The sequence below is a fragment of the Pelomonas sp. Root1237 genome (assembly GCF_001425055.1).
Lineage (GTDB): Bacteria > Pseudomonadota > Gammaproteobacteria > Burkholderiales > Burkholderiaceae_C > Pelomonas.
The window spans coordinates 468,436-489,950 of sequence record NZ_LMDK01000017.1; the positions used below are offsets into that span (position 1 = coordinate 468,436).

General features: G+C 69.6%; 19 protein-coding genes. 13 read left to right on the forward strand and 6 right to left on the reverse strand.

Annotated elements, in window-relative coordinates:
* Nucleotides 1–6: 6 nt before the first annotated feature.
* Genes ASC91_RS20070 through panB form a run of 3 tightly spaced genes read right to left on the reverse strand, consistent with a single transcriptional unit; the run spans nucleotide 7 to nucleotide 2,295 of the window.
* Complete coding sequence (locus ASC91_RS20070) at nucleotides 7–651, reverse strand: peptidylprolyl isomerase (RefSeq protein ID WP_082532840.1); 645 nt, start codon at nucleotides 649–651, stop codon at nucleotides 7–9.
* Nucleotide 652: 1 nt separating this feature from the next.
* Nucleotides 653–1,486, reverse strand: a complete 834-nt coding sequence (panC, locus tag ASC91_RS20075) for a pantoate--beta-alanine ligase (protein ID WP_056200839.1) — start codon at nucleotides 1,484–1,486, stop codon at nucleotides 653–655.
* Nucleotides 1,487–1,488: 2 nt separating this feature from the next.
* Entirely contained in the window at nucleotides 1,489–2,295 is an 807-nt protein-coding gene (gene panB / locus ASC91_RS20080) for a 3-methyl-2-oxobutanoate hydroxymethyltransferase (protein WP_056200842.1), read from the reverse strand.
* Between the two features lie 301 nt (nucleotides 2,296–2,596).
* Between panB and ASC91_RS20085 the strand changes: the two genes are divergently transcribed.
* The 5 genes from ASC91_RS20085 to ASC91_RS20105 all read left to right on the forward strand — a co-directional run bounded on the left by ASC91_RS20085 (nucleotide 2,597) and on the right by ASC91_RS20105 (nucleotide 7,933).
* A complete protein-coding gene (locus tag ASC91_RS20085; protein WP_056200845.1) occupies nucleotides 2,597–3,520 on the forward strand; it encodes a hydrogen peroxide-inducible genes activator in 924 nt (307 codons plus the stop codon).
* 68 nt (nucleotides 3,521–3,588) lie between these two features.
* A complete protein-coding gene (locus ASC91_RS20090; protein ID WP_056200848.1) occupies nucleotides 3,589–4,311 on the forward strand; it encodes a hypothetical protein in 723 nt (240 codons plus the stop codon).
* A 139-nt stretch (nucleotides 4,312–4,450) separates the two neighbouring features.
* Nucleotides 4,451–6,613 (forward strand): catalase/peroxidase HPI, encoded by a 2,163-nt coding sequence (katG, locus tag ASC91_RS20095; protein ID WP_056200851.1) that lies wholly within the window; start codon nucleotides 4,451–4,453, stop codon nucleotides 6,611–6,613.
* A gap of 220 nt (nucleotides 6,614–6,833) precedes the next feature.
* Nucleotides 6,834–7,328, forward strand: coding sequence for a Dps family protein (locus ASC91_RS20100; protein WP_056200854.1), 495 nt, complete (start codon nucleotides 6,834–6,836; stop codon nucleotides 7,326–7,328).
* Nucleotides 7,328–7,933, forward strand: coding sequence for a DJ-1/PfpI family protein (locus tag ASC91_RS20105; RefSeq protein ID WP_056200856.1), 606 nt, complete (start codon nucleotides 7,328–7,330; stop codon nucleotides 7,931–7,933). Before ASC91_RS20100 ends, ASC91_RS20105 begins: the two co-directional genes overlap by 1 nt.
* Here the strand turns inward: ASC91_RS20105 and ASC91_RS20110 are convergent.
* On the reverse strand, nucleotides 7,908–8,936 hold the full coding sequence (locus ASC91_RS20110; RefSeq protein WP_162247827.1) for a fatty acid desaturase: 1,029 nt from the start codon (nucleotides 8,934–8,936) through the stop codon (nucleotides 7,908–7,910). The genes ASC91_RS20105 and ASC91_RS20110 overlap by 26 nt on opposite strands.
* Nucleotides 8,937–9,141: 205 nt before the next feature.
* Here ASC91_RS20110 and ASC91_RS20115 point away from each other — a divergent pair, with 205 nt between their 5' ends.
* The 4 genes from ASC91_RS20115 (at nucleotide 9,142) to ASC91_RS20130 (ending at nucleotide 13,129) form a co-directional block, all read left to right on the forward strand.
* Complete coding sequence (locus ASC91_RS20115; protein WP_056200862.1) at nucleotides 9,142–9,714, forward strand: hypothetical protein; 573 nt, start codon at nucleotides 9,142–9,144, stop codon at nucleotides 9,712–9,714.
* Entirely contained in the window at nucleotides 9,711–10,748 is a 1,038-nt protein-coding gene (locus ASC91_RS20120) for a sensor histidine kinase (protein ID WP_056200865.1), read from the forward strand. Before ASC91_RS20115 ends, ASC91_RS20120 begins: the two co-directional genes overlap by 4 nt.
* The gene (locus ASC91_RS20125) at nucleotides 10,745–11,437 is read left to right on the forward strand and encodes a LytTR family DNA-binding domain-containing protein (protein ID WP_056200869.1); all 693 of its coding nucleotides are present in this window, start codon (nucleotides 10,745–10,747) and stop codon (nucleotides 11,435–11,437) included. The genes ASC91_RS20120 and ASC91_RS20125 overlap by 4 nt, the downstream gene beginning before the upstream one ends.
* A 63-nt stretch (nucleotides 11,438–11,500) precedes the next feature.
* Nucleotides 11,501–13,129 carry a peptide chain release factor 3 gene (locus ASC91_RS20130; RefSeq protein WP_056200871.1) on the forward strand — a complete coding sequence of 543 codons (1,629 nt, stop codon included), beginning with the start codon at nucleotides 11,501–11,503 and terminating at the stop codon, nucleotides 13,127–13,129.
* A 6-nt stretch (nucleotides 13,130–13,135) separates the two neighbouring features.
* Here the strand turns inward: ASC91_RS20130 and ASC91_RS20135 are convergent, their stop codons facing one another.
* Entirely contained in the window at nucleotides 13,136–13,705 is a 570-nt protein-coding gene (locus tag ASC91_RS20135; RefSeq protein ID WP_056200874.1) for a DUF3617 family protein, read from the reverse strand.
* A 151-nt stretch (nucleotides 13,706–13,856) separates the two neighbouring features.
* Between ASC91_RS20135 and ASC91_RS20140 the strand changes: the two genes are divergently transcribed.
* Nucleotides 13,857–14,588, forward strand: coding sequence for a zf-TFIIB domain-containing protein (locus ASC91_RS20140; RefSeq protein ID WP_082532843.1), 732 nt, complete (start codon nucleotides 13,857–13,859; stop codon nucleotides 14,586–14,588).
* Nucleotides 14,588–15,760, forward strand: a complete 1,173-nt coding sequence (locus ASC91_RS20145) for a tetratricopeptide repeat protein (protein WP_056200879.1) — start codon at nucleotides 14,588–14,590, stop codon at nucleotides 15,758–15,760. The genes ASC91_RS20140 and ASC91_RS20145 overlap by 1 nt, the downstream gene beginning before the upstream one ends.
* A 7-nt stretch (nucleotides 15,761–15,767) precedes the next feature.
* On the opposite strand, the gene ASC91_RS20150 is transcribed toward ASC91_RS20145, so the two are convergent.
* The gene (locus ASC91_RS20150) at nucleotides 15,768–15,995 is read right to left on the reverse strand and encodes a hypothetical protein (RefSeq protein ID WP_056201345.1); all 228 of its coding nucleotides are present in this window, start codon (nucleotides 15,993–15,995) and stop codon (nucleotides 15,768–15,770) included.
* Between the two features lie 113 nt (nucleotides 15,996–16,108).
* On the opposite strand from ASC91_RS20150, the gene ASC91_RS20155 reads away from it, so the two are divergent.
* Nucleotides 16,109–17,203: a PQQ-dependent sugar dehydrogenase gene (locus tag ASC91_RS20155; protein ID WP_056200882.1), complete on the forward strand. Its 1,095-nt coding sequence runs from the start codon at nucleotides 16,109–16,111 to the stop codon at nucleotides 17,201–17,203.
* A gap of 107 nt (nucleotides 17,204–17,310) precedes the next feature.
* A complete protein-coding gene (locus ASC91_RS29615; RefSeq protein ID WP_056200886.1) occupies nucleotides 17,311–21,420 on the forward strand; it encodes a hypothetical protein in 4,110 nt (1,369 codons plus the stop codon).
* The last annotated feature ends 95 nt before the right edge of the window (nucleotides 21,421–21,515 follow it).

Genomic DNA, 21,515 nt, shown 5'->3' on the forward strand with positions numbered 1-21,515 from the left:
AGCTTGTTACGGAATCACCTTGGCATCGGTGATGGTGATGTCGACGAGCGGCACGTCCGAGGCATTGGTGTTGACCGCACGGATCTTGTCCACGATGTCCATGCCCGCCGTCACCTGGCCGAACACGGCATAGCCAGGGTTGGCGGCACTGGCGTAGTTCAGGCTCGTGTTGTCCACGGTGTTGATGTAGAACTGGCTGGTGGCGCTGTCGGGCACCGAGGTGCGGGCCATGGCCAGCGTGCCGCGCAGGTTGGACAGGCCGTTCTGGCTTTCCAGCTTGATGGCCGCGTAGGTCGGCGTCTTGTCCCGCAGGCCGTCCGGCCCGCGCGTGACACCGCCGCCCTGGATGACGAAATCCCTGATGACGCGGTGGAAGACCGTGCCCTTGTAGAAGCCGTCGTTCACATACTTCAGGAAGTTGTCCACGCTGATGGGCGCGTGGTTGTGGTCCAGGCCCAGCTCGATGTCGCCCATGGAGGTCGTGATCTTGACCTTGTGCGTGACGGTCAGGGTGACCGGCGCCGGGGGCGGGGGCGGGGTGACAGGGTCACCACTGCTGCCACCACCACCACCGCAGGCGGCCAAGGTCAGCACAAGGGAAGCGGCGGCCAGGGCCAGCAGCGGGCGGCGGCGCAGTCGAATCTTTGTCATTTCAAGTTTCAAGGTTATCGATCAAACGGGTGCTGCCTAGTTTCGCAGCTCCTAACGCGACCAGCGGCTGACCTTCCACCGCTGCCCCAAGATCGTGCTGCCGGCGCAGCGTCAGATAGTCTGGCGCCCAGCCCGCATCGCGCAGCGACTGCAGCGCCTGGGCTTCCATCCCGTCCAAGTCGCGCTCTCCGGCGTGCCAGCGGGCGATCAGCTCTTTCAGCGTTCGGGACAGCCGCAGCGCCTCGGTCTTCTCGGCCTCGCTCAGGTAGCCGTTGCGCGAAGACAGCGCCAGGCCTTGCTCGCTGCGGCGCGTCTCGCCACCGTGGATCTCGATGGGCAGGGCCATCTGCGCCGTCATGCGGCGCAGCACCATCAGCTGCTGGTAGTCCTTCTTGCCGAACACCGCCAGCGTCGGCTGCACGATGTTGAAGAGCTTGTGCACGACGGTGCAAACCCCCGTGAAGAAGCCGGGGCGGAAATGGCCTTCGAGGATGTCGGCCAGCTCGGTCGGCGGGCTCACCTTGTAGCCCTGCGGCTCGGGATAGAGCTCCTTCTCGCTCGGCGCGAAGACGATGTCGCAGCCGGCACCTTCGAGCAGCTGGCAGTCGCGCTCCAGCGTGCGCGGGTAAGTGTCGAAATCCTCGTGTGGCGCGAACTGCAGCCGGTTGACGAAGATGCTGGCGACGACGGCGCCCGCCGGGCCGACCAGCTCGCGCGCCTGTCTGACGAGCTGCAAGTGGCCGTCGTGCAGGTTGCCCATCGTCGGCACGAAGCCCCGCTGGCGGTGGATGGCGAGGGCGTCGCGCAGTTCGGCGATGGTGCGGATGACTTGCATCGTCAGAACCCGTGAATCTCGTTCACCGGGAAGGTCCTGGCCTTCACCTCGTCCACATAGCCTTTCACGGCGGCCAGCACCGAGTCCTTGCCGGCCATGAAGTCCTTGACGAAGCGCGGCTTCCTGCCCGGCGTGATGTTGAGCATGTCGTGCAGCACCAGCACCTGCCCCGAGGTGCCAACGCCGGCGCCGATGCCGATGACGGGCACCGGGGACTCGGCGGTGATCTCGGCGGCCAGAGCGGCCGGCACCATCTCGTACAGCAGCATGGCCGCGCCCGCGTCCACCAGTTCCCGCGACTCGCGCTTCATGCGCGCCGCGCCGGCCTCGTCGCGGCCCTGGACCTTGAAGCCGCCTAAAGCGTTCACCGTCTGCGGCGTGAAGCCCAGGTGAGCGCAGACCGGGATGCCGCGCTCGCTGATGAAGCGCACGGTCTCGGCCGTCCAGCCGCCGCCCTCGAGCTTGACCATATGGGCACCGGCTTTCACCAAGGCCGCAGCGCTTTTCCAGGCCTCTTCCTTGCTGACGTGATAGCTGTCGAAAGGCAGGTCGGCAATGATCCAGGCCCACTTGTGGCCGCGCGACACGCAGAACGTGTGATAGACCATGTCCTCCAGGCTGACCGGCGCCGTCGAGCCGCGGCCCTGCAGCACGTTGCCCAGGGAATCGCCGATCAGCAGGATGTCGACACCGGCTTCATCGAGCAGGCTGGCGAAGGCCGCGTCGTAGCAGGTCAGCATGGCGATCTTCTCGCCGCTGGCATGCATCTGCGCCAGGCGCGGCAGGGTCATGGGCTTGCGATCAATCATGGCCACCTCTCAGTGAAAACCCTGGGGCCACCCCCGAGGCGGCCGCAGTGTAGCGTTCGGGCCTTGCTCCGGTGGCTGAGCATGGCCGAGGGACTGGCGAGGCGGGCCGCTGGGTAGGCGCGACGACGAATGTGGGCTTGTGCCCACGAGGCGGAGCAACACCCCCAGCGGCTCGAAGCGCCAGACCAGCGGCCATGCAGCGCTTCGGATCGGAGTGGTGAGCGCCGACAAAGACATGAGGTTTTGATGTGACAAGCATTTCGAGCAATGGCGAGCGGTCAGCTGCCGGGGCAAGGCCTGTATGACCCTCACAGAGTTGCGCTACATCGTCGCCGTCGCCCGCGAGCGGCATTTCGGCCGCGCGGCCGAGGCCTGCCACGTGTCGCAGCCGACGCTGTCGGTGGCCATCAAGAAGCTGGAAGAAGAGCTGGACCTGAAGATCTTCGAGCGCGGCGGCAACGAGGTGTCGGTCACGCTGCTGGGCGACGAGATCGTGCGCCAGGCGCAGTCGGTGCTGGACCAGGCCGGCGCCATCAAGGAGATCGCCAAGCGCGGCAAGGACCCGCTGGCCGGTGCACTGCGCCTCGGGATCATCTACACCATCGGCCCCTATCTGCTGCCCGAGCTGGTCAAGCACACCATCGAGCTCTACCCACAGATGCCACTGATGCTGCAGGAGAACTTCACGGTGAAGCTGCTGGAGATGCTGCGCACCGGCGAGCTGGACTGCGCCATCATGGCCGAGCCCTTCCCCGAGGCGGGCCTCGCCACTGCCCAGCTCTACGACGAGCCCTTTGTCGTCGCGCTGCCGGCCGTGCACCCGCTGGCCACGCGCGAGACCATCAGCGCCGAGGAACTCAAGCGCGAGACCATGCTGCTGCTGGGCACCGGCCACTGCTTTCGCGACCATGTGTTGGAAGTCTGCCCGGAGTTCGCGCGCTTCTCCAGCGATGCCGAGGGCATACGGCGAAGCTTCGAGGGCTCGTCGCTGGAGACGATCAAGCACATGGTCGCCTCGGGCATGGGCGTGACCGTCGTGCCCGCACTCAGCGTGCCGCGCGAGCCGAGCCGGCACCTGCGCTTCGTGCCCTTCAGTGAGCCCATTCCGACGCGCCGCGTCGTGCTCGCCTGGCGGCGCAGCTTCACGCGCTACGAGGCCATTGCGGCGCTGCGCAATGCCATCTACGCCTGCCAGCTGGACGGGGTCACCCGGCTGTCGCAGTGACGGCCTGATACAGCCATGCTGCGCCGCACAATGTTCTACTGCGCATCATCTTCACATCCGCCTTCACCATGAGCACCCCTCCCGCTGACACCACGGCTGGCGCCATCCATTTCGTTGGCGGTGAAAAGGGCGGCGTCGGCAAGTCGCTGCTGTCGCGCCTGCTGGCGCAATACATGATCGACCGCGGCATCCCCTTCACCGGCTTCGACACCGACCGCTCCCACGGCGCGCTGCTGCGCTTTTATGCCGACTACGCCTCACCGGCGCTGGTGGACAACTTCGCGGCGCTGGACGCCATCGTCGAGAGCGCCCTGGCCGAGCCGGGCCGGCGCGTGCTGGTGGACCTGGCCGCGCAGACGCACGAGCCGCTGGCGCGCTGGATGGATGAGTCCGGTGTGCTGGAGCTGGCGGCCGAGGCCGGCGTGGCTGTGCACTATTGGCATGTGATGGACGCCGGGCGCGACTCGGTGGACCTGCTGGCCCGTCTGCTCGACCGCTTCGGCGACCGGCTGCGCTATGTGCTGGTGCTCAACCAGCTGCGCGGCGACGACTTCTCGCAGCTGGAGCGCTCCGGCCAGCTCGCCCGCGCTGAAGGGCTGGGCGCCCGCACCATGCCGCTCAAGCATCTGCAGGACGCCGTGCTGCGCAAGATCGACGCGGCGGACGCGAGCTTCTGGTCGGCCCGAACCGCGTCCAGCGGCGAGGGCGCCAAGCTGGGCCTGCTGGAGCGCCAGCGCCTGCGCGTGTGGCTGGCGCTGGTGGAGAGCGAGCTGGCGCGGCTGGGCGTTTAGGGCGAGACGGTGCAACATCGGGCGCCGCCCGCGCGGCGCTTGATGATGATTTTGGCTATTGGTAGATTAGTTCTATTCAAATCCAAAACTCAATAGTCATCATTAAGCTTCGGTCTCCCCCCAGACACCAGGAGCAGACATGAGCGACCCGACCTCCAAGAGCGAAGGCAAGTGCCCCTTCCACCACGCCGCCGGCAGCGGCACGACGAACCGGGACTGGTGGCCCAACCAGCTGCGCGTCAACCTGCTGAACCAGCATTCGAGCAAGTCCGACCCGCTCGGCGACGGGTTCAACTACGCCGAGGCCTTCGCCAAGCTCGACTACCCGGCGCTCAAGGCCGACCTCGTCAAGCTGATGACCGACAGCCAGGACTGGTGGCCGGCCGACTTCGGCCACTACGGCCCGCAGATGATCCGCATGGCCTGGCACGCGGCCGGCACCTACCGCACGACCGACGGCCGCGGCGGCGGCGGGCGCGGCCAGCAGCGCTTCGCGCCGCTGAACTCCTGGCCCGACAACGTCAACATCGACAAGAGCCGCCGCCTGCTCTGGCCCATCAAGCAGAAGTACGGCCAGGCCATCTCCTGGGCCGACCTCTTCATCCTGGCCGGCAATGTGGCGCTGGAGTCCATGGGCTTTCGCACGCTGGGCTTCGCCGGTGGCCGCGAGGACGTCTGGGAACCCGACATGGACGTGGCCTGGGGCGCCGAGACCAAGTGGCTGGCCGATGACAAGCGCTTCGAGGGCGACCGCAACCTCGTCGCCAGCGTCGGCGCGACCCACATGGGCCTGATCTATGTGAACCCCGAGGGGCCCAACGCCAGCGGCGACTACCTGGCCGCGGCCAAGGACATCCGCGCCACCTTCGGCCGCATGGCCATGGACGACGAGGAGACCGTCGCGCTGATCGCCGGCGGCCACACCTTCGGCAAGGCCCATGGCGCGGCACCCGAGCACCACAAGGGCCTTGAGCCCGAGGGTGCCGGCATCGAGTCCCAGGGCCTGGGCTGGACCAGCGGCTTCGGCGGCGGCCATGGCAAGGACACCATCTCCAGCGGCCTGGAAGTCACCTGGACCCAGACCCCCGCGCAGTGGAGCAACCACTTCTTCGACAACCTGTTCAAGTTCGAATGGGAGGCCACCACCTCGCCGGCCGGCGCCAAGCAATGGGTGGCCAAGAACGCGCCCGAGGACATCCCCGACGCTCACGTCCCGGGCAAGTTCCACAAGCCCACCATGCTGACGACCGACCTGACGCTGCGCTTCGACCCCGAGTTCGGCAAGATCTCCCAGCGCTTCCGCGACGACCCGCAGGCCTTTGCCAACGCCTTCGCCCGCGCCTGGTTCAAGCTGACCCACCGCGACATGGGCCCCAAGGCGCGCTACCTCGGCCCCGAGGTGCCCAAGGAAGACCTGATCTGGCAGGACCCGCTGCCCGCGCCCAGCCATCACCCCACCCCCGGCGACATCGCCGACCTGAAGGCCAGGATCGCCGCCTCGGGCCTGTCCGTCGGTGACCTCGTCTCCGTGGCCTGGGCCTCGGCCTCCACCTTCCGCGGCGGCGACAAGCGCGGCGGTGCCAATGGCGCCCGCCTGGCGCTGGCACCGCAGACGGATTGGGCCGTCAACAAGCCGGCCATCCAGGCCCTGCCCAAGCTGATGGAGATCCAGCGGGCCTCCGGCAAGGCGTCCCTCGCCGACGTCATCGTGCTGGCCGGCGTCGTCGGCATCGAGCAGGCCGCCCAGGCCGCCGGTGTGACGGTGGAGGTGCCCTTCACGCCCGGCCGCGTTGATGCCACCCAGGCCCAGACCGATGTCGAATCCTTCGCCGTGCTCGAACCCCTGGCCGACGGCTTCCGCAACTACAGCAAGGGCAATCTGGGTGCGTCCACCGAGGCCCTGCTGATCGACCGCGCCCAGCTGCTGACGCTGACCGCGCCCGAGCTGACCGCGCTGGTTGGGGGCCTGCGCGTGCTCGGTAGCAATGCCGACGGCGGCAGGCATGGTGTGCTGACCGACAAGCCCGGCACGCTGAGCAACGACTTCTTCGTCAACCTGCTCGACATGGGCACGGTCTGGAAGCCGACGGACGCCAGCGCCGAGATCTTCGAAGGCCGCGACCGCAAGAGCGGTGCCGTCAAGTACACCGGCACGCGCGCCGACCTCATCTTCGGCAGCAACTCCGTGCTGCGCGCCTATGCCGAGGTCTATGCCAGCGCCGACGGCAGGGCCAGGTTCGTCAAGGACTTTGTCGCCGCCTGGACCAAGGTCATGGAACTGGACCGCTTTGACATCCAGTGAGCCCCTCGTCCAGCCCCGCATCGCTGAACGCGAGCGTGGCTGACCGGTCCCCCGCGGGGACGGCGATGCTCGCGGCATCGAGCCGCAAGCACATCGCCCAAGGCGGGCCGGCTTGGGAGCGGCCCTGCGCTCGGCCCGCAAGCTGACGTCACGACCCCGTTGACCCCGGGGTGGGCCGAATCCGTTAGGCTCACCCCGTACCGTTTTGGAGCCCCCCCGCATGGCCAAGAAGTCCGCCGCCCCGTCCATCAGCATCGGCATCAGCGAGAAAGACCGCGCCGCGGTTGCCGCCGGCCTGTCCAAGCTGCTGGCCGAGACCTACACGCTCTACCTGACGACGCACAACTTCCACTGGAACGTCACGGGCCCGATGTTCAACAGCCTGCATGCGATGTTCATGGCCCAGTACACCGAGCTGTGGAATGCGGTCGACCCCATCGCCGAGCGCATCCGCTCCCTGGGCTTCCCGGCGCCCGGCAGCTATGCCCAGTTCGCCAAGCTCAGCGGCCTGCCCGACGCGCCCGCCACGCCGCCCAAGGCGATGAAGATGGTCGAGGTGCTGATGCAGGGCCACGAGGCCGTCGCCCGCACGGCGCGCGCGCTGTTCCCGCTGGTCGACAAGGCCAGTGATGAGCCGAGCGCCGACCTGCTGACGCAGCGACTGACAGTGCACGAGCAAACCGCATGGATGCTCCGGAGCCTGCTGGAGGAGTGATGAAAGTCGCCGTCCTCACATTCGACGGCTTCAACGAGCTCGACAGCTTCATCGCGCTGGGCCTGATCAACCGACTCTATGCCCAGGGCTGGTCGGCCGCCATCACCAGCCCGAGCGCGCAGGTGACGTCGATGAACGGCGTGGTCGTCACGGCCCAGCAGCCGCTGGAGTTCGCCAACGAGGCCGACGTCGTGCTGTTCGGCAGCGGCATCCACACCCGCGCCATCGCCAACGACAGCGCGCTGCTGGACCGGCTGCAGCTCGACCCGGTGCGCCAGCTCATCGGCGGCCAGTGCTCGGGCACGCTGCTGATGGCCCGCCTCGGGCTGCTGGCGGACATGCCCGCCTGCACCGACTCGACCACCAAGCCCTGGGTCATCGAGGCCGGCGTGCGCGTCGTCGAGGAGCCCTTTCATGCCCGCGGCCCCATCGCCACGGCCGGCGGCTGCCTGGCCTCGCAATACCTGGCCGCGTGGGTCATGGCCTCGCGCGCCGGGCTGGACGCCGCGCGCAGCGCGTTGCATTACGCAGCGCCGGTCGGCGAGAAGGAAGCCTACGTGGAGCGCCTGATCGGCGTCGTCAAACCTTTCCTGCCGCAGGCCTGACCGCCCGCGTCGCCTGCCGCAGTCGGCCGATGCCCTCGGCGACGGAGCCCACCCTCACCTGGTGGTATTCAGAGTCGGCCGGCAGCTGCTCCATCAGCCGGCGGTTGGCCGTCGGCAGCGCGTGATAGGGCAGGTAGGGCGCCACGTGGTGCAGCGCGTGGAAGCGCAGGCCCACGGGGCAGAGCAGCACCGAGATCGGGCCGTTGGAGTCGACGTTCAGCGAGTCCAGCAACTGGCCGCGCGCATCGCGGCCTTCAAGCTCCTCGACGTAGAGATGCGTGCCGCCCATCGCGCGGATGGTGTTCAGCGTCGCAATCAGCACGACGAGCAGCGCCCAGGCCGCCACCCACACCCAGCCCGCAAAGACGCCGATGGCCACCAGCGCCCAGCCCCAGGCGCAGCACCACCACTCGACCGCCATCGCCTCGGCGCGGGCGCTTTCCTTGATGGCCGGCGCACGAAACGGCATACGCAGGGCCATGTGGACGAACTCCGGGATCATCTTTTCGCGGATGGGCGGCAGCACGGCGGCCAACGGCGTCAGGACGGCGAAGCGCACCCACAGCGCCAGCGGCAGCGCGAAGTTCAGCGCAAACAGCTTGGCGCTGGCCAGGCCGGCGCGACCCTGGAACTGGTCGTACTCGCCGTCCTCACGGGTGCCATAGGTCGCCTTGTTGTGGTGGCCCTGGTGGATGGGCAGATAGAGCATGAAGGGGATGAGCAGCGGCACGCCGGAGACCGCATGCCAGGTCAGGCGAAAAGCCTTCATGCCCTGCTGGTGGAAGATCTCGTGGATGAAGGCCAGCGTGCGGTAGAGCAGCAGCACCGCCGCGACGAAGGCGAGCGTGCGCAGCAGCGGCGCCCCCGGCAGCACGGCGACGACCAAGGCCACCCACCCCACGGCGGCGCAAAGCAGCAGGTCGGCGAAGTAATGCGCCTGGTTGGGCTCGCGCAGGTCGGCCACCAGCTCCTGCACCCGCTTCATGTCAACCTGTTTATCCATCGTGCTCTCGTCTTGCAAAACCCGCCCACGATAATTCAGCGGCAATCCGCGCTCCATGTTTTCCGGACGAGCGGTATCCGTTGATGTCGACTTTTGACGCCTTGCCGCGCGCCCGGCGACCGTTCGCCCCGTTGCCCGGCGAGTCGGGCCTCACCCACCTAGTCTGCGTGCGGACCGATTCGTGTCCGTCACGGGAGATTGATTGATGAAAGCCTCAGCCATCGTCGCCGCCATCGGGGTGGGCGTGCTCGCCACGGCCCTTGCCAAGCCCACAGGCCTGCCTTCGGGTTGGCTGCAGACCGGCAGCGCCAAGACCTGCGAAGGCTCGGTGGTGCCGGCCAACGGCGCGCCTAGCGCCAAGGTCTTCAACATCGAGTGCAAGCCAGACACCGAGGGCTTCTCGACACTGATGCAGCAGATCGGCAGCGCCGACTATGCCGGCAAGCGTGTGCGCCTGACCGCCCAGGTCCACGGCGACCAGATCGCTGCGTGGGCCGGCCTGTGGATGCGCGCCGACAGCGGCCAGCGGCCCGGCACCGCGTTCGACAACATGAACGACCGGCCGCTGCGCGGCAGCTTCGGCTGGCAGACCGCGCAGGTCGTACTGGACATTCCCGCCGACGCAACGACGCTGAGCTTCGGCTTCCTGCTGGAAGGCACCGGCCAGTTGCAGGCCACGCAGTTCCAGCTGGACGTCGTGCCCGCCAGCACGCCGACGACCGGCCAGGGCCCCATCCAGGTGTTGCCGCGCCAGGCCGGCAACCTGACCCCGCCTTGAACCGCACCGCGCGCACGCTGGGCGGCGAGCTGGCCCAGGCCCTGAGAGAGGAAAGGCTGGGCTGGCAACGGCCCGGCCCGCTGCTGGCCGGCGTCGCGCTGTTTGCACTGGCGGCGCCCTGGTTGCGCGATCACGGCGCCTGGGCGCTGTCCCTGGGCTTGTGGCTGGGCCACGCCATCACCGATGGCCTGTGCGGCCTGGTTGCCCGGCGGATGCGGCCCGAGCACCACGGCGCCTTGCCTGGCCTGCTGTTCCTGGCCCTGCTGCTGGGCGCGATGTCCGGTTGGTCCGCCGAGCAGGGCCTGACGCGCGAGCTGCTGAGCGGCAATGACCGCATCACCCGTGCCTGGTTGCACTTCAGCTTCTGCGCCCTGCTGCTGGGCCTGCCGCTGCTGCAAGGCCTGCGCCGCCAACGCGCCGTGCAGCGCGTGGAACAGGAGCGCGCCCGGCTGCGCGCCGAGCTGCAGATGCTGCAGGCGCAGATCGAGCCGCATTTCCTGTTCAACACGCTGGCCACGCTGCGCAGCTTCGTGCGCCAGGGCTCGGAGCGCGCGCTGCCCCTGCTGGACGCCGTCAGCGGCCTGCTGGAGACCACGCTGGAGCGGGTGCGCCAGGCCGAGGACTCGACGCTGGGCCAGGAGTGCCAGATCGTCGAGCACTACCTGGCCATCATGGCACTGCGGCTGGGCGAGCGGCTGAGCTACCGCGTCGAGGTCGACCCCGAGCTGCACGACCTGCCCCTGCCACCGCTGATGCTGCAGCCGCTGGTGGAGAACGCCATCCAGCACGGTATCGAGCCCAGCGAGAGCGGCGGGCAGGTGCTGTTGCAAGCCGAACGGGCCGACGGGCAGTTGCGGCTCAAGGTCATCAACAACGGTTGCGCGCTGACGGCAGACGCGACCGCAGGCCACGGCCTGGCCCTGGTCAACCTGCGCCAGCGCCTGCAAGCCCTGCACGGCGACCGCGCCGGCCTGAGCCTCGCCACCAACGCTGACGGCCTGACCGAGGCCACGCTCATCCTGCCGATGCCATGACGACTGCGCTGATCGCCGACGACGAACCCCAGCTGCTTGAAGAGCTGCAGCAACTGCTGGGAGAGGCCTGGCCCGAGCTGGAGATCGTCGCCCAGGCCCGCAACGGCACCGAGGCGCGCCGGCTGCTGGACGAGCTGCGCCCCGACATCGCCTTCCTCGACATCCGCATGCCCGGCATCGACGGCCTCGGCCTGGCCCAGCTCGCGCCGCCGGCCACCCGCCTGGTCTTCGTCACGGCGCATGCCGAGCACGCGCTGGCTGCCTTCGAGCGCGCGGCGGTGGATTACCTGCACAAGCCTGTCACGCCCGCCCGGCTGGCGGCCACGGTACAGCGACTGCAGGCGGCTCAACCCCAGCGGTCGGATCTGCGCTTCCTGCAGGCCTGGACCGGCAACACGATGAAGCTGCTGGACGTGGACCACCTCGCCGCGCTGCGCTCGGAGCTGCGCCACACGCGGGCGCTGAGCCAGGGCGGTGAACAGCTGCTGCTGCGCACCTCGCTGGGCGAGCTGCAAAAGGAGCTGGACCCGCAACTTTTCTGGCAGATCCACCGCGGTTCGGTGGTCAACGCGCGGGCCATCGAGCGCATCGAGCGGCGCGACGACGGCGAGCTGTGGGTGCACCTGCGCGGGCTGGCCCAGGCGCTGCCTGTGAGCCGTGCGCACCGGGGGCGGTTCAAGGGCATGTAGCTGGGGAGGGTCTCAAGCAAGAGGCCCACGGATAATCCCGGGCTAGCCTGCTTCCAGAACTCCATGTCCGAAACCACCGCCAGCCGCATCGAGACGGAAGTCCGCCGCCGCCGCACCTTCGCCATCATCAGCCACCCCGACGCCGGCAAGACCACGCTGACGGAGAAGCTGCTGCTGTTCTCCGGCGCGATCCAGATCGCCGGCTCGGTGAAGGCGCGCAAGGCCACGCGGCATGCGACGTCGGACTGGATGGAGATCGAAAAGCAGCGCGGCATCTCGGTGGCGTCGTCCGTCATGCAGATGGAGTACCGCGACTGCGTCATCAACCTGCTGGACACCCCCGGCCACCAGGACTTTTCTGAAGACACCTACCGCGTGCTGACCGCCGTGGACGCGGCGCTGATGGTCATCGACGCGGCCAACGGTGTGGAGCCGCAGACCCGCCGCCTGCTGCAGGTCTGCCGCGCCCGCAACACGCCCATCCTGACCTTCGTCAACAAGATGGACCGCGAGGTAAAAGACCCGCTGGCGCTGATGGACGAGATCGAGGCCGAACTGGGCATGACGGTCGTGCCGTTCACCTGGCCGGTCGGCATGGGCAAGCAGTTCCACGGCGTGATGGACCTGCGCCAGCAACGCATGCGCGTGTTCGCTCCCGGCGAGGACCGCGCCGCCGGCACCGAGGAAGTGCTGGAAGGCCTGGACAACCCCGCCTATGCCGAGCGCTTCGGCATGCAGTACGACCAGGCCAAAGGCGAGATCGAACTGGTGCGCGAGGCGGCCCCTGCGTTCAACCGCGAGGAGTTCCTGACCGGCAAGCAGACGCCGATGTTCTTCGGCTCGGCCGTCAACAACTTCGGCGTGCAGGAGGTGCTGGACGCCCTCGTCGAGCTGGCCCCCGCACCGGACTCGCGCGTCGCCATGCAGCGCACGGTGCAGCCCGATGAGCCCAAGTTCACCGGCGTGGTGTTCAAGATCCAGGCCAATATGGACCCGGCCCACCGCGACCGCATCGCCTTCCTGCGCGTGGCCTCGGGTCACTTCGAGCGCGGCATGCGCCTGAAGGTCGTGCGCTCCGGCAAGGAGCTGCGGCCCAACACGGTGGTGAGCTTCCTGTCGCAGCGCCGCGAGCTGCTGGACGAGGCCTTTGCGGGCGACATCATCGGCATCCCCAACCACGGCGTGCTGCAGCTGGGCGACACCATCACCGAAGGCGAGGCGCTGCAGTACACCGGCCTGCCCTTCTTCGCGCCGGAAATGTTCCGCGCCGTCGAAGTGGCTGACCCATTGAAGACCAAGCAGTTGCGCGCCGGCCTGACCCAGCTCGGCGAAGAGGGCGCCATCCAGGTGTTTCGCCCCATTGCCGGCAGCGTGCTGTTGCTCGGCGCCGTCGGCCAGCTGCAGTTCGAAGTCGTCGCGCACCGGCTGGAGCATGAATACGGCTGCAAGGCCCGCATCATGCCAAGCCGCTTCCAGGTGGCACGCTGGGTGACCTGCGACGACCCGGCGGAGCTGAAGCGCTTCATCGACGCCAACGATCACCGCATGGCCTATGACGCGGTCGACGCGCCCACGGTGCTGGTGGAGTACGCGCCCGAGCTGCGCGCCATCGAGAGCAACTGGCCCAAGATCAAGTTCCACGCGCTGCGCGAGCACGCGGGGCTGGTGTTCCAACAAAGGCTGGATGGCTGAGACTCGTCAGCAGGACGAGCCCAGCCAGCGGCCGGTGGACAGCATGCGCTGGTCCACCTCCTCGGTGCCCACCGCATTGCCGTTGCGGCCATCGACCGCATTACCCCGACCCTTGAGTTCGATGCGGTAGCTGCTCGGGCCATAGGTGGCCGCGAAGCTGCCCTGCGTCAGCCCGCCGCCGCCGGTGCGGCAGACGTATTTGCCCGTCGCCTCGCTGGTGTTCATCTTGGTGGCGCTCAGCTCGCATTTCCAGGGACCGCTGCCGCTGAGGGCCGACTCCAGATAGGCGGCCAGGTCGATCTTCGCTTGCTGCGGACTCAGGCAGGCCTGCTTCTCGGCGGCCTGCTGGCGGTCCATCTCCGCCTTCTGCGCATCGGTCAGGCGACCGCGCAGCTTGGCCCGCAGCGCCTGCACCCCGGGCTTGATGGACTGGCCGTTGATCCAGATCTCGCTTTCGGACGTCCACAGGCCGGGATTGACCTCGAGGATGGGCGCAGCGCCGCAGGCGCCCGCGAACAGGGTGAGGGACAACGCGGCCGGCAGGACGCTGAGACGGATCGGACGAAGCTGGGACATGGATGTCGGCCGGGAGGCTAGCAAAAGGCGCGCATTGCAGCAGTTCGAGCGAGACGGCGACATCCCTCGGTTGCAAGTCACGCTGCGGCCGCGTCAGTGACGCCAGCTCAGGCACCAAAATGCGCCAGCGGCAATCCCACTCGCTTCAACGATGCCTACGCCCTCATCCCGCCCCTGCCCCTCCTGCAACGACGCCATGCAGGTGCATGAGCTGCCCGGCCAGTACGACAGCCGGGTGGAGATCGACTTCTGCTTCGGCTGCCAGGGCATCTGGTTCGACAGCATGGAGAACCTCAAGCTGGCGCCCGCCGCGGTGGCCACGATGTTCAAGGAGATGCATCGGCACCGCGACGCGCTGCATGCGCCGCTCGCCGGCCGGCTGCGCTGCCCGCAATGCCGCGGCGGCCTCGCACAAGGCTTCGACGTCGTGCGCAGCGGCCGCTTCATCACCCACCGCTGCGAGAACCGGCACGGGCGCTTCAGCAGCTTCTCGTCCTTCATGATCGAGAAGGGCTTCGTGCGCCAGCTCACCAAGCCCGAGATCGCCGACATCGCCAAAAAGGTTGGCGTCATCAATTGCAGCAACTGCGGCGCGCCGGTGGACCTGCGCAAGGAAGACAGTTGTTCGCACTGCCGCTCGGCGCTGTCGCTGCTGGACCCGGAGGCCGTGGAGAAGGCGTTGCAGAACTACGCCAAGGCGCCATCCGCTCATGCTGCGCCCGCAACCGCTGTGGCAGACGCCCTTGTCGCGATGGCGCGCGAGCGCTCGCGCACGGAACGCCTCGACGTCTGGCCGGCCGACGCCAGGCTCACCGGCGCAGGTCTGGCGGTGGATCTGTTCGCTGTGGGCCTCACCCTCGTCAGCAGCTTGTGGGATGACTGATGCCCAGCGATTTCGACAAAGGCCTGGCCCTGCACCAGCAAGGCCGGCTCACCGAGGCCGAGCTGCTGTACCGCCGCGTGCTGCGCACGGCACCGAGGCATTTCGACGCGCTGCACTTGCTGGGCGTCATTTGCGGCCAGACCGACCGCTTCGACGAGGCGCTGGACCTGCTGCACCGCGCCCTGGCCCAGCGCCCCGGCAGCGCGCCGGCGCTGAACAACCTGGGCAACACCCTGGGCAGCCTGGGCCGCCACCAGGAGGCCGTGCAGGCCTTCGAGCGCGCACTGGCGGTGCGTCCTGAAGACGCCAAGGCGCTGCGCAACCGCGGCACCAGCCTGCGCGCGCTGGAGCGGCCCGTCGACGCGCTGGCCAGCTTCGACGCCGCCCTGGCCCTGCAGCCCAGCTACCCTGAGGCGCTGATCGGCCGCGCCGAATGCCTGTTGACCCTGCACCGCCGCTCGCAAGCCATCGAAGCCTTCCAGCAGGCCCTGCCCCTGGGCAAGGACGTCGACCAGATCCGCTATGCCCTGGCCGCTCTGGGCATCGAACCCGCGCCGCCCACGGCGCCTGCCGGCTACGTCGAGGCTCTGTTCGACATGTATGCCCACAACTTCGACGACCACCTCGTCAAGACGCTGGGCTACCGCACACCCGAGTTGCTGGTCGCGGAACTGCAGCGCGCCGATCCACCCAGCGATGGCGAGGTCATCGACCTCGGCTGCGGCACCGGCCTGTGCGGGCCGCTGCTGCGCCCGGTGAGCCGAAGGCTGACCGGCGTGGACCTGTCCGGCCTGATGCTGGCCAAGGCGCGCGAGCTGGGCCTGTATGACGAACTGGTGCAGGGCGACATCGTCGCGGCGTTGCAGGGGCCGCCGCAGCGCTTCGACATCGCCATTGCCGCCGACGTGTTCGTCTACATCGGCGACCTGGAAGCCGTGTTCGCCGCCACCGCGGCCGCGCTGCGCGCGGGCGGGTTGTTCGCCTTTTCGGTCGAGGCTTGCGAAAGCGGTGACTTCGCCCTCGGCACCAAGCGGCGCTACGCCCATTCGCTGCCCTATCTGCAGCGCCTGGCTGCCGCCCATGGCTTCACCGTCGAATCATCGACACGTTGCGCCATCCGCAAGGAAAGCGACGAAGCCGTCGATGGGCTGCTGGTCGTGATGCGCCGCTGAACCCGGCTCAGCGCAGCTTCTTGGCGTAGTTGTCGCGCACGTGCTGGCTGATGTAGGTCGACAGCCCGCGGCCGGCAAGGGCCAGCCGCTTCATGTCCGACACGACCTCGCGCCCCGGGTGCTCCACGTCGTAGACATAGATCGAGCCGTTAGTGAACTGCACGGCAATGCCCGCCGGGCCAGTGGCAAAGGCCACGACGCCCGAGTCACCCTCGCGGTTGGCATAGCGCTGCATCTTCACGGTGGAGGACTGGCAAGCAGCGTGCCGGCGGGGCATGCCATTCATGGGCTGCGAGGCGCAGCGGGGCGCTGCGATGATGTGCTTTTCCTTCCAGCCCCACAGAGCCGATGAGCAAGCGCCTTGTCCCCCTTGTTGCGGCCCTGAGCTGCACCCTCGCCCAGGCCGCCCCAGAACTCGAAACCGTCGTCGAAGGCCTCAAGACCCCCTGGGCGGTCGCCTTCCTGCCCGGCGGCCAGCTCCTGATCACCGAGCGTGACGGTGCGATGCGAACGGCCCAACCCGGCGGCAAGCCCAGCGCCCCCATCGCGGGCGTGCCGGCTGTGGACGCCATCGGCCAGGGCGGCCTGCTGGACGTGCAGCTGGACAGCGACTTCGCGCGCAACCGCACGATCTACTTCTGCTTCGCCGAACCCGGCGCCGACAAGAAGACAAACAGCACGGCCCTGGCGCGCGCGCGCCTCAGCGAAGACGCCAAGCGCCTCACCGACGTCAAGGTCATCTTCAGCCAGAAGCCCAAGGTCGAGAGCAAGCACCACTTCGGCTGCCGCATCGTCGAGATGCCGGACGGCAAGCTGATGCTGAGCCTGGGCGAGCGCTTCAGCCAGATGCAGAGCGCGCAGACGCTGGACAACCACCTCGGAAAGATCGTGCGCGTCGGCAAGGACGGCAGCGTGCCGGCCGACAACCCCTTCGTGAACACGCCCGGCGCCCTGCCGGAGATCTGGAGCTATGGCCACCGCAACTCGCAGGGTCTGACGCTGGACGCGCAAGGCCGGCTGTGGGAACACGAGCATGGCCCGCAAGGGGGTGACGAGCTCAACCTCATCACGCCCAAGCTCAACTACGGCTGGCCCGTCATCACCTACGGCGAGAACTACGGCGGCGGCAAGATCGGCGACGGCATCGCGGCCAAGGCCGGCATGGAGCAGCCCATCGTGAAGTGGGTGCCCTCCATCGCGCCCGCCGGCCTCGTGCGGCTCAAGAGCGCCAAGTACGGCCCGGCCTGGCAGAACAGCTTCTTCATCGGCTCGCTGAAGTTCGGCCACCTGGAACGCGTGAAGCTCGATGCCGACAACCGCCCCGCCGAGCAGGAACGCCTCTTCCCCGACGCCGGCCGCATGCGCGACGTGCGCGAGGGGCCGGACGGGCTGCTCTATCTCGTACTGGAAGCGCATGGCCGCATCGTGCGCGTGAAGCCCTGAGCCAAGCCCGCAACCAGGCCATGACGCTGCGGCCAAGGCCTCGCACACCCTAGGTCGAACACACCGGTACTTCTGCGAGCATGCGGCCCTGAACCCAGGGAGGGCTCATGCCGCCGAATGCTCCGTTCGCACGTTCGATCCGCGCCGCGCTGCTGGCGCTCGCCGCCATCTCGGCCCAGGCCGCCCCGCTCACCACCGCCGAGCTGCCCGCCACCACGCGCGACTGGCTGCCCTGGGCTCAGCAAGGCCAGCCGCCACTGGGCTGCCCGACACCCATGGATGCCGCCGAGCCGGCCGTCTGCGTCTGGCCGGGCCGGCTGCAGCTCGGTGCCGGGCCGCGTGACGCGACGTTCAGGCTGGAGGTGCGGGTCTTCGGCGCTCCGGCACGCGTGGCCCTGCCCGGCGAGGCCGGCGCGTGGCCGCAAGACGTGAAGGCTGGCGGCACGGCGCTGGCCGTCGTCGAGGCCGACGAGCACCCCGCCGTCTGGCTGGCGCCGGGCGTGCATGTCGTCGAAGGCCGCATCGTCTGGACGGAGATGCCGCAGAACCTCGCCGTGCCGGCCGGCCTGGCGGCCATCGTCGTGACCAGCGATGGCGCCACGCAGGCCCGCGCGCCGGACGGCGAAGGCCGGCTGTGGCTGCGCGCCGTCGCCAGCCCGGCCGAGGCCAGCGACAGCGTCAGCGTGCAGACCACGCGTCTCGTCGACGACGACCTGCCGCTGACGGTGACGACCGTCTTCGAGCTGCGCGTGGCCGGCCGTGCCCGCGCCGTGGAGCTGCCGCTGGCCCTGCTGCCGGGACTGCGCGCCATGCAGCTGGACAGCCCGTTGCCGGCCCGCCTGGCGGATGACGGCCGCCTCGTCGTGCAGGCGCGGCCCGGCAACTGGCATGTCGAGTTGCGCGCGCGGCTGAGCGCGCCGGTGCAGGCGCTGACGCTGCCCGGCACGGCAGCGGACGAAGAGGTCTGGGTCGTCAAGGCCCAACCCGCGCTGCGGCTGATCCGCCCCGAAGGCCCGGCCAGCGTGGACCCGCGCCAGGTCGAGATGCCCGAGGCCTGGCGCGCGCTGCCGGCCTTTCGCTTGAAGCCCGGCGAGACGCTGAAACTGACCGAGCTGCAGCGCGGCAACGCCAAGCCCGCGCCCGACACGCTGACGCTGGCGCGCCGGCTGTGGCTGGACTTCGACGGCCAAGGCCTGACGGCCAGTGACAGGTTCGAGGGCCAGCTGTCGGCCAGCTCGCGCCTGGCCATGCCCGCGCCCGGCCAGCTCGGCCGCGCGGCGCTGGGCGGGCAGGACCAGCCCATCACCCGCCTGGCCGCCGACGGCCCCGCCGGCTTCGAAGTGCGCCAGCGCAACGCCCGCATCGAGGCCGACAGCCGCTGGCCGCGCAACGGCGCCCTGCCCGCCAGCGGCTGGAGCGCGAGCGTGGACAGCCTGAGCGCCACGCTGCAGCTGCCGCCCGGCTGGCGCCTGCTGCACGCGCAAGGCCCCAGTCGCGCCGACGGTGCCTGGGTGTCGATGTGGACGCTGTGGGATTTCTTCTTCGTGCTGCTGGCGGCGCTGGCCGCCTACCGGCTGCTGGGCTGGCGCACGGGCCTGCTGCTGGGCGCGGCGCTTGCGCTGACCTGGCACACGCCCGGCAGCCCGCCGGCGGCGCTGTGGTTCGGCCTGCTGGCGCTGACGGCGCTGGCGCGCGTGCTGCCGGCGGGGCGGGCGCGGGCCGCGTTCGCGCGTGGCCGATTGGCGGTGGCCGCCATGCTGACGCTGGTGTTGCTGGTGTTCGCGGTGGCCGAGCTGCGCCAGGCAATCTATCCGAGCCTGGAGCACAACGGCATGGCCTGGGGCATGGCCAAGGAGGTGGCAGCACCACGCGAGGTGCAGATCATCGAGGAGAAGGTGGTGCCGCCGCCCGAATTCCAGGTGGCCGCCCCTGCGCCGCCTGATCGAAGAATGCCCGCTGCCGAACAGCGGCTGGAGTCCGTCGTCGTCTCGGGCAGCAAGGTCCGCAAGGACGCGTACGCCAGCAGCGACCTCAGCCGCGTCGACCCCGGCGCGCGCGTGCAGACCGGCCCTGGCCTGCCGACCTGGAGCTGGCGCGCCCATCGGCTCAGCTGGAGCGGCCCTGTCACGCCCGAGGAGACGCTGAATCTGTGGCTGCTGCCGCCCTGGGCGACGGCGCTGCTCAAGCTCGCCGGCGTGGCGCTGCTCGCGCTGGCGCTGGCCGGCGTGGCGGGCTGGAAGCTGCCGCGCCTGCCGTCCTTGCAGCGGGCCGGCGGTGTGGCGGCCGCAGCCCTGTTGCTGGCGCTGGCGCTAGCGCCCCAACCGAGCGAAGCCCAGGCTTCTACCTCGGCACCGTGGCCCAGCGACGAGCAGCTGCAGGCGCTGCGCGGCAAGCTCGCCGCGCCGCCCGACTGCCTGCCGCGCTGCGCCGAGCTGGCGCGGTTGCTCATCAGTGCGTCGGGCTCGGCTGTGCAGCTGCGCGCCGAGATCCACGCGCTGGCGCTGGTGGCCGTGCCGCTGCCCGGCCAGGGCACGGGCTGGCAGCCGGGCAGCGTGCTGCTGGACGGCCAGCCCGCCGCAACGCGACGCGACGACGAGGGCCGCCTGCTGATCGCCGTGCCGGCCGGCGTGCACCAGGTCGTGCTCGCCGCCGATGTCGGCAGCGCCAGCGGCCTGGACATCGCGCTGCCGCTGCCGCCGCGCACGCTGCAGACCGAACTCAAGGGCTGGACGCTGGCGGGCCTGGACCCGAATGGCCAGAGCACGGGCGCGATCACGCTGAGCCGCGAGGCCGTGGCCGGCAGCCGGCGTGCCGAGGACACCGGCACCCAGCGCGACGCGCTGCCGCCGCTGGTACGCGTGGACCGTCGCCTGGCGCTGGGCCTGCGCTGGCAGGTGCACACGCGCATCGAGCGCCTGGCCGCGAGCCGGGCACCGCTGCGCGTGCGCTGGGCGCTGCTGCCGGGCGAGGCGGTCAGTGACGCACGCGTGACGGTGGACGGCGGCGTGGCCAGCCTGCAGCTCGGCGGCGAGGACACCGTCGAGGTGGCCAGCAGCCTGCCACCGGGCGAGGCGCTGACGCTGGTGGCAGGCAAGGAACCCCATCAGGTCGAGCGCTGGACGCTGGCCGCATCGGCGCAATGGCACGTGGACGCCAGCGGCCTGCCGGCGACGGCGCTGCAGCAGGGCGGCGACTGGCTGCCCGAATGGCGCCCCTGGCCCGGCGAGACACTGAAACTGGCCATCGCCAAGCCCGCCGGCGTGGGCGGCCAGACGCTGACACTGGACGATGTGCGCACCACCATCAAGCCCGGCGAGCGCAGCAGCGATGTGGAGCTGTCGATGCGCCTGCGCACCAGCCTCGGCGGCACGCACGCGCTGAAGCTGCCGGCCGGCGCCGAACTGCTGGACGTGCAGATCAACGGCCAGAAGCTGGCCCTGCAGCCACGCGACAACGTGCTCAGCCTACCGCTGGCGCCGGGCCCGCAGATTGTCGACATCCATTGGCGCGAGCCCGCCGGCATGGGGGTGCTGTGGCGCCACGAGGGCCTCGCCCTGGGCCTGCCCGGCGTCAACGACGCGCTGACATTGCACGTACCCGAGGACCGCATCGTGCTCGCCGTGGGCGGCCCGCTGATCGGGCCGGCCGTGCTGATCTGGGGCGCCCTCGGCGTCGTCCTCGTGCTGGCCTGGCTGGCGCCGCGCGGCTTGCCGGGGCTGATGGGCCGGCCGGCCTGGATCGTGCTGGCGCTGGGCGTGGCGCCGGTGTCGCTGAGCGCGCTGGCCGTACTGGCCGGCTGGTTCGGCGCGCTGGAGGCCCGCCGCCGCTGGGGCCGGCTCGGCCGGCGCGGCATGCGCATCGCCGTGCAGCTCCTGCTCGTACTGCTGACGCTGGCAGCCGTGGGCGCGCTGCTGGAGGTGCTGCGCACCGGCCTGCTGGGCTACCCGGAGCTACTCGTCGCCGGGCCGGGGTCGAGCAGCACGCTGCTGAACTGGACGAGCGACCGTTTCACCGAGCACACGGCGGGTGCGTGGGTGCTGAGCGCACCGGTGTGGCTGTACCGCGCAGCCATGCTGTCCTGGGCGCTGTGGCTGGCCGTGTCGCTGCTGCGCTGGGTGGGCTGGGCCTGGGCTGCTTTCAGCACGGGCGGGGCGTGGCCGGCGAAGGTGGCCAAGGCGGTGGCGAGCGAGGAGAAGGGAGTGAAGGGGAGCGAGTAAGTGGGAAAGGTCGGCTTGCGGCCAGGGGACTAAACCGCTCGCGCGGTAGCCGCTGCGGCGGCAGTGGGAGTTGATCGATCCAGCGTTCCTGCCAC

What these genes read in the sequence shown, in the direction of transcription:
- ASC91_RS20135 (WP_056200874.1), bottom strand. Translation starts at nt 13,705, where the DNA reads ATGTCCCAGCTTCGTCCGATCCGTCTCAGCGTCCTGCCGGCCGCGTTG.
- ASC91_RS20145 (WP_056200879.1), top strand. Translation starts at nt 14,588, where the DNA reads ATGCCCAGCGATTTCGACAAAGGCCTGGCCCTGCACCAGCAAGGCCGG.
- panC (WP_056200839.1), bottom strand. Translation starts at nt 1,486, where the DNA reads ATGCAAGTCATCCGCACCATCGCCGAACTGCGCGACGCCCTCGCCATC.
- ASC91_RS20150 (WP_056201345.1), bottom strand. Translation starts at nt 15,995, where the DNA reads ATGCAGCGCTATGCCAACCGCGAGGGTGACTCGGGCGTCGTGGCCTTT.
- panB (WP_056200842.1), bottom strand. Translation starts at nt 2,295, where the DNA reads ATGATTGATCGCAAGCCCATGACCCTGCCGCGCCTGGCGCAGATGCAT.
- ASC91_RS20100 (WP_056200854.1), top strand. Translation starts at nt 6,834, where the DNA reads ATGGCCAAGAAGTCCGCCGCCCCGTCCATCAGCATCGGCATCAGCGAG.
- ASC91_RS20155 (WP_056200882.1), top strand. Translation starts at nt 16,109, where the DNA reads ATGAGCAAGCGCCTTGTCCCCCTTGTTGCGGCCCTGAGCTGCACCCTC.
- ASC91_RS20130 (WP_056200871.1), top strand. Translation starts at nt 11,501, where the DNA reads ATGTCCGAAACCACCGCCAGCCGCATCGAGACGGAAGTCCGCCGCCGC.
- ASC91_RS20090 (WP_056200848.1), top strand. Translation starts at nt 3,589, where the DNA reads ATGAGCACCCCTCCCGCTGACACCACGGCTGGCGCCATCCATTTCGTT.
- ASC91_RS20085 (WP_056200845.1), top strand. Translation starts at nt 2,597, where the DNA reads ATGACCCTCACAGAGTTGCGCTACATCGTCGCCGTCGCCCGCGAGCGG.
- ASC91_RS20070 (WP_082532840.1), bottom strand. Translation starts at nt 651, where the DNA reads ATGACAAAGATTCGACTGCGCCGCCGCCCGCTGCTGGCCCTGGCCGCC.
- ASC91_RS20125 (WP_056200869.1), top strand. Translation starts at nt 10,745, where the DNA reads ATGACGACTGCGCTGATCGCCGACGACGAACCCCAGCTGCTTGAAGAG.
- katG (WP_056200851.1), top strand. Translation starts at nt 4,451, where the DNA reads ATGAGCGACCCGACCTCCAAGAGCGAAGGCAAGTGCCCCTTCCACCAC.
- ASC91_RS20140 (WP_082532843.1), top strand. Translation starts at nt 13,857, where the DNA reads ATGCCTACGCCCTCATCCCGCCCCTGCCCCTCCTGCAACGACGCCATG.
- ASC91_RS20110 (WP_162247827.1), bottom strand. Translation starts at nt 8,936, where the DNA reads ATGGATAAACAGGTTGACATGAAGCGGGTGCAGGAGCTGGTGGCCGAC.
- ASC91_RS20105 (WP_056200856.1), top strand. Translation starts at nt 7,328, where the DNA reads ATGAAAGTCGCCGTCCTCACATTCGACGGCTTCAACGAGCTCGACAGC.
- ASC91_RS20115 (WP_056200862.1), top strand. Translation starts at nt 9,142, where the DNA reads ATGAAAGCCTCAGCCATCGTCGCCGCCATCGGGGTGGGCGTGCTCGCC.
- ASC91_RS29615 (WP_056200886.1), top strand. Translation starts at nt 17,311, where the DNA reads ATGCCGCCGAATGCTCCGTTCGCACGTTCGATCCGCGCCGCGCTGCTG.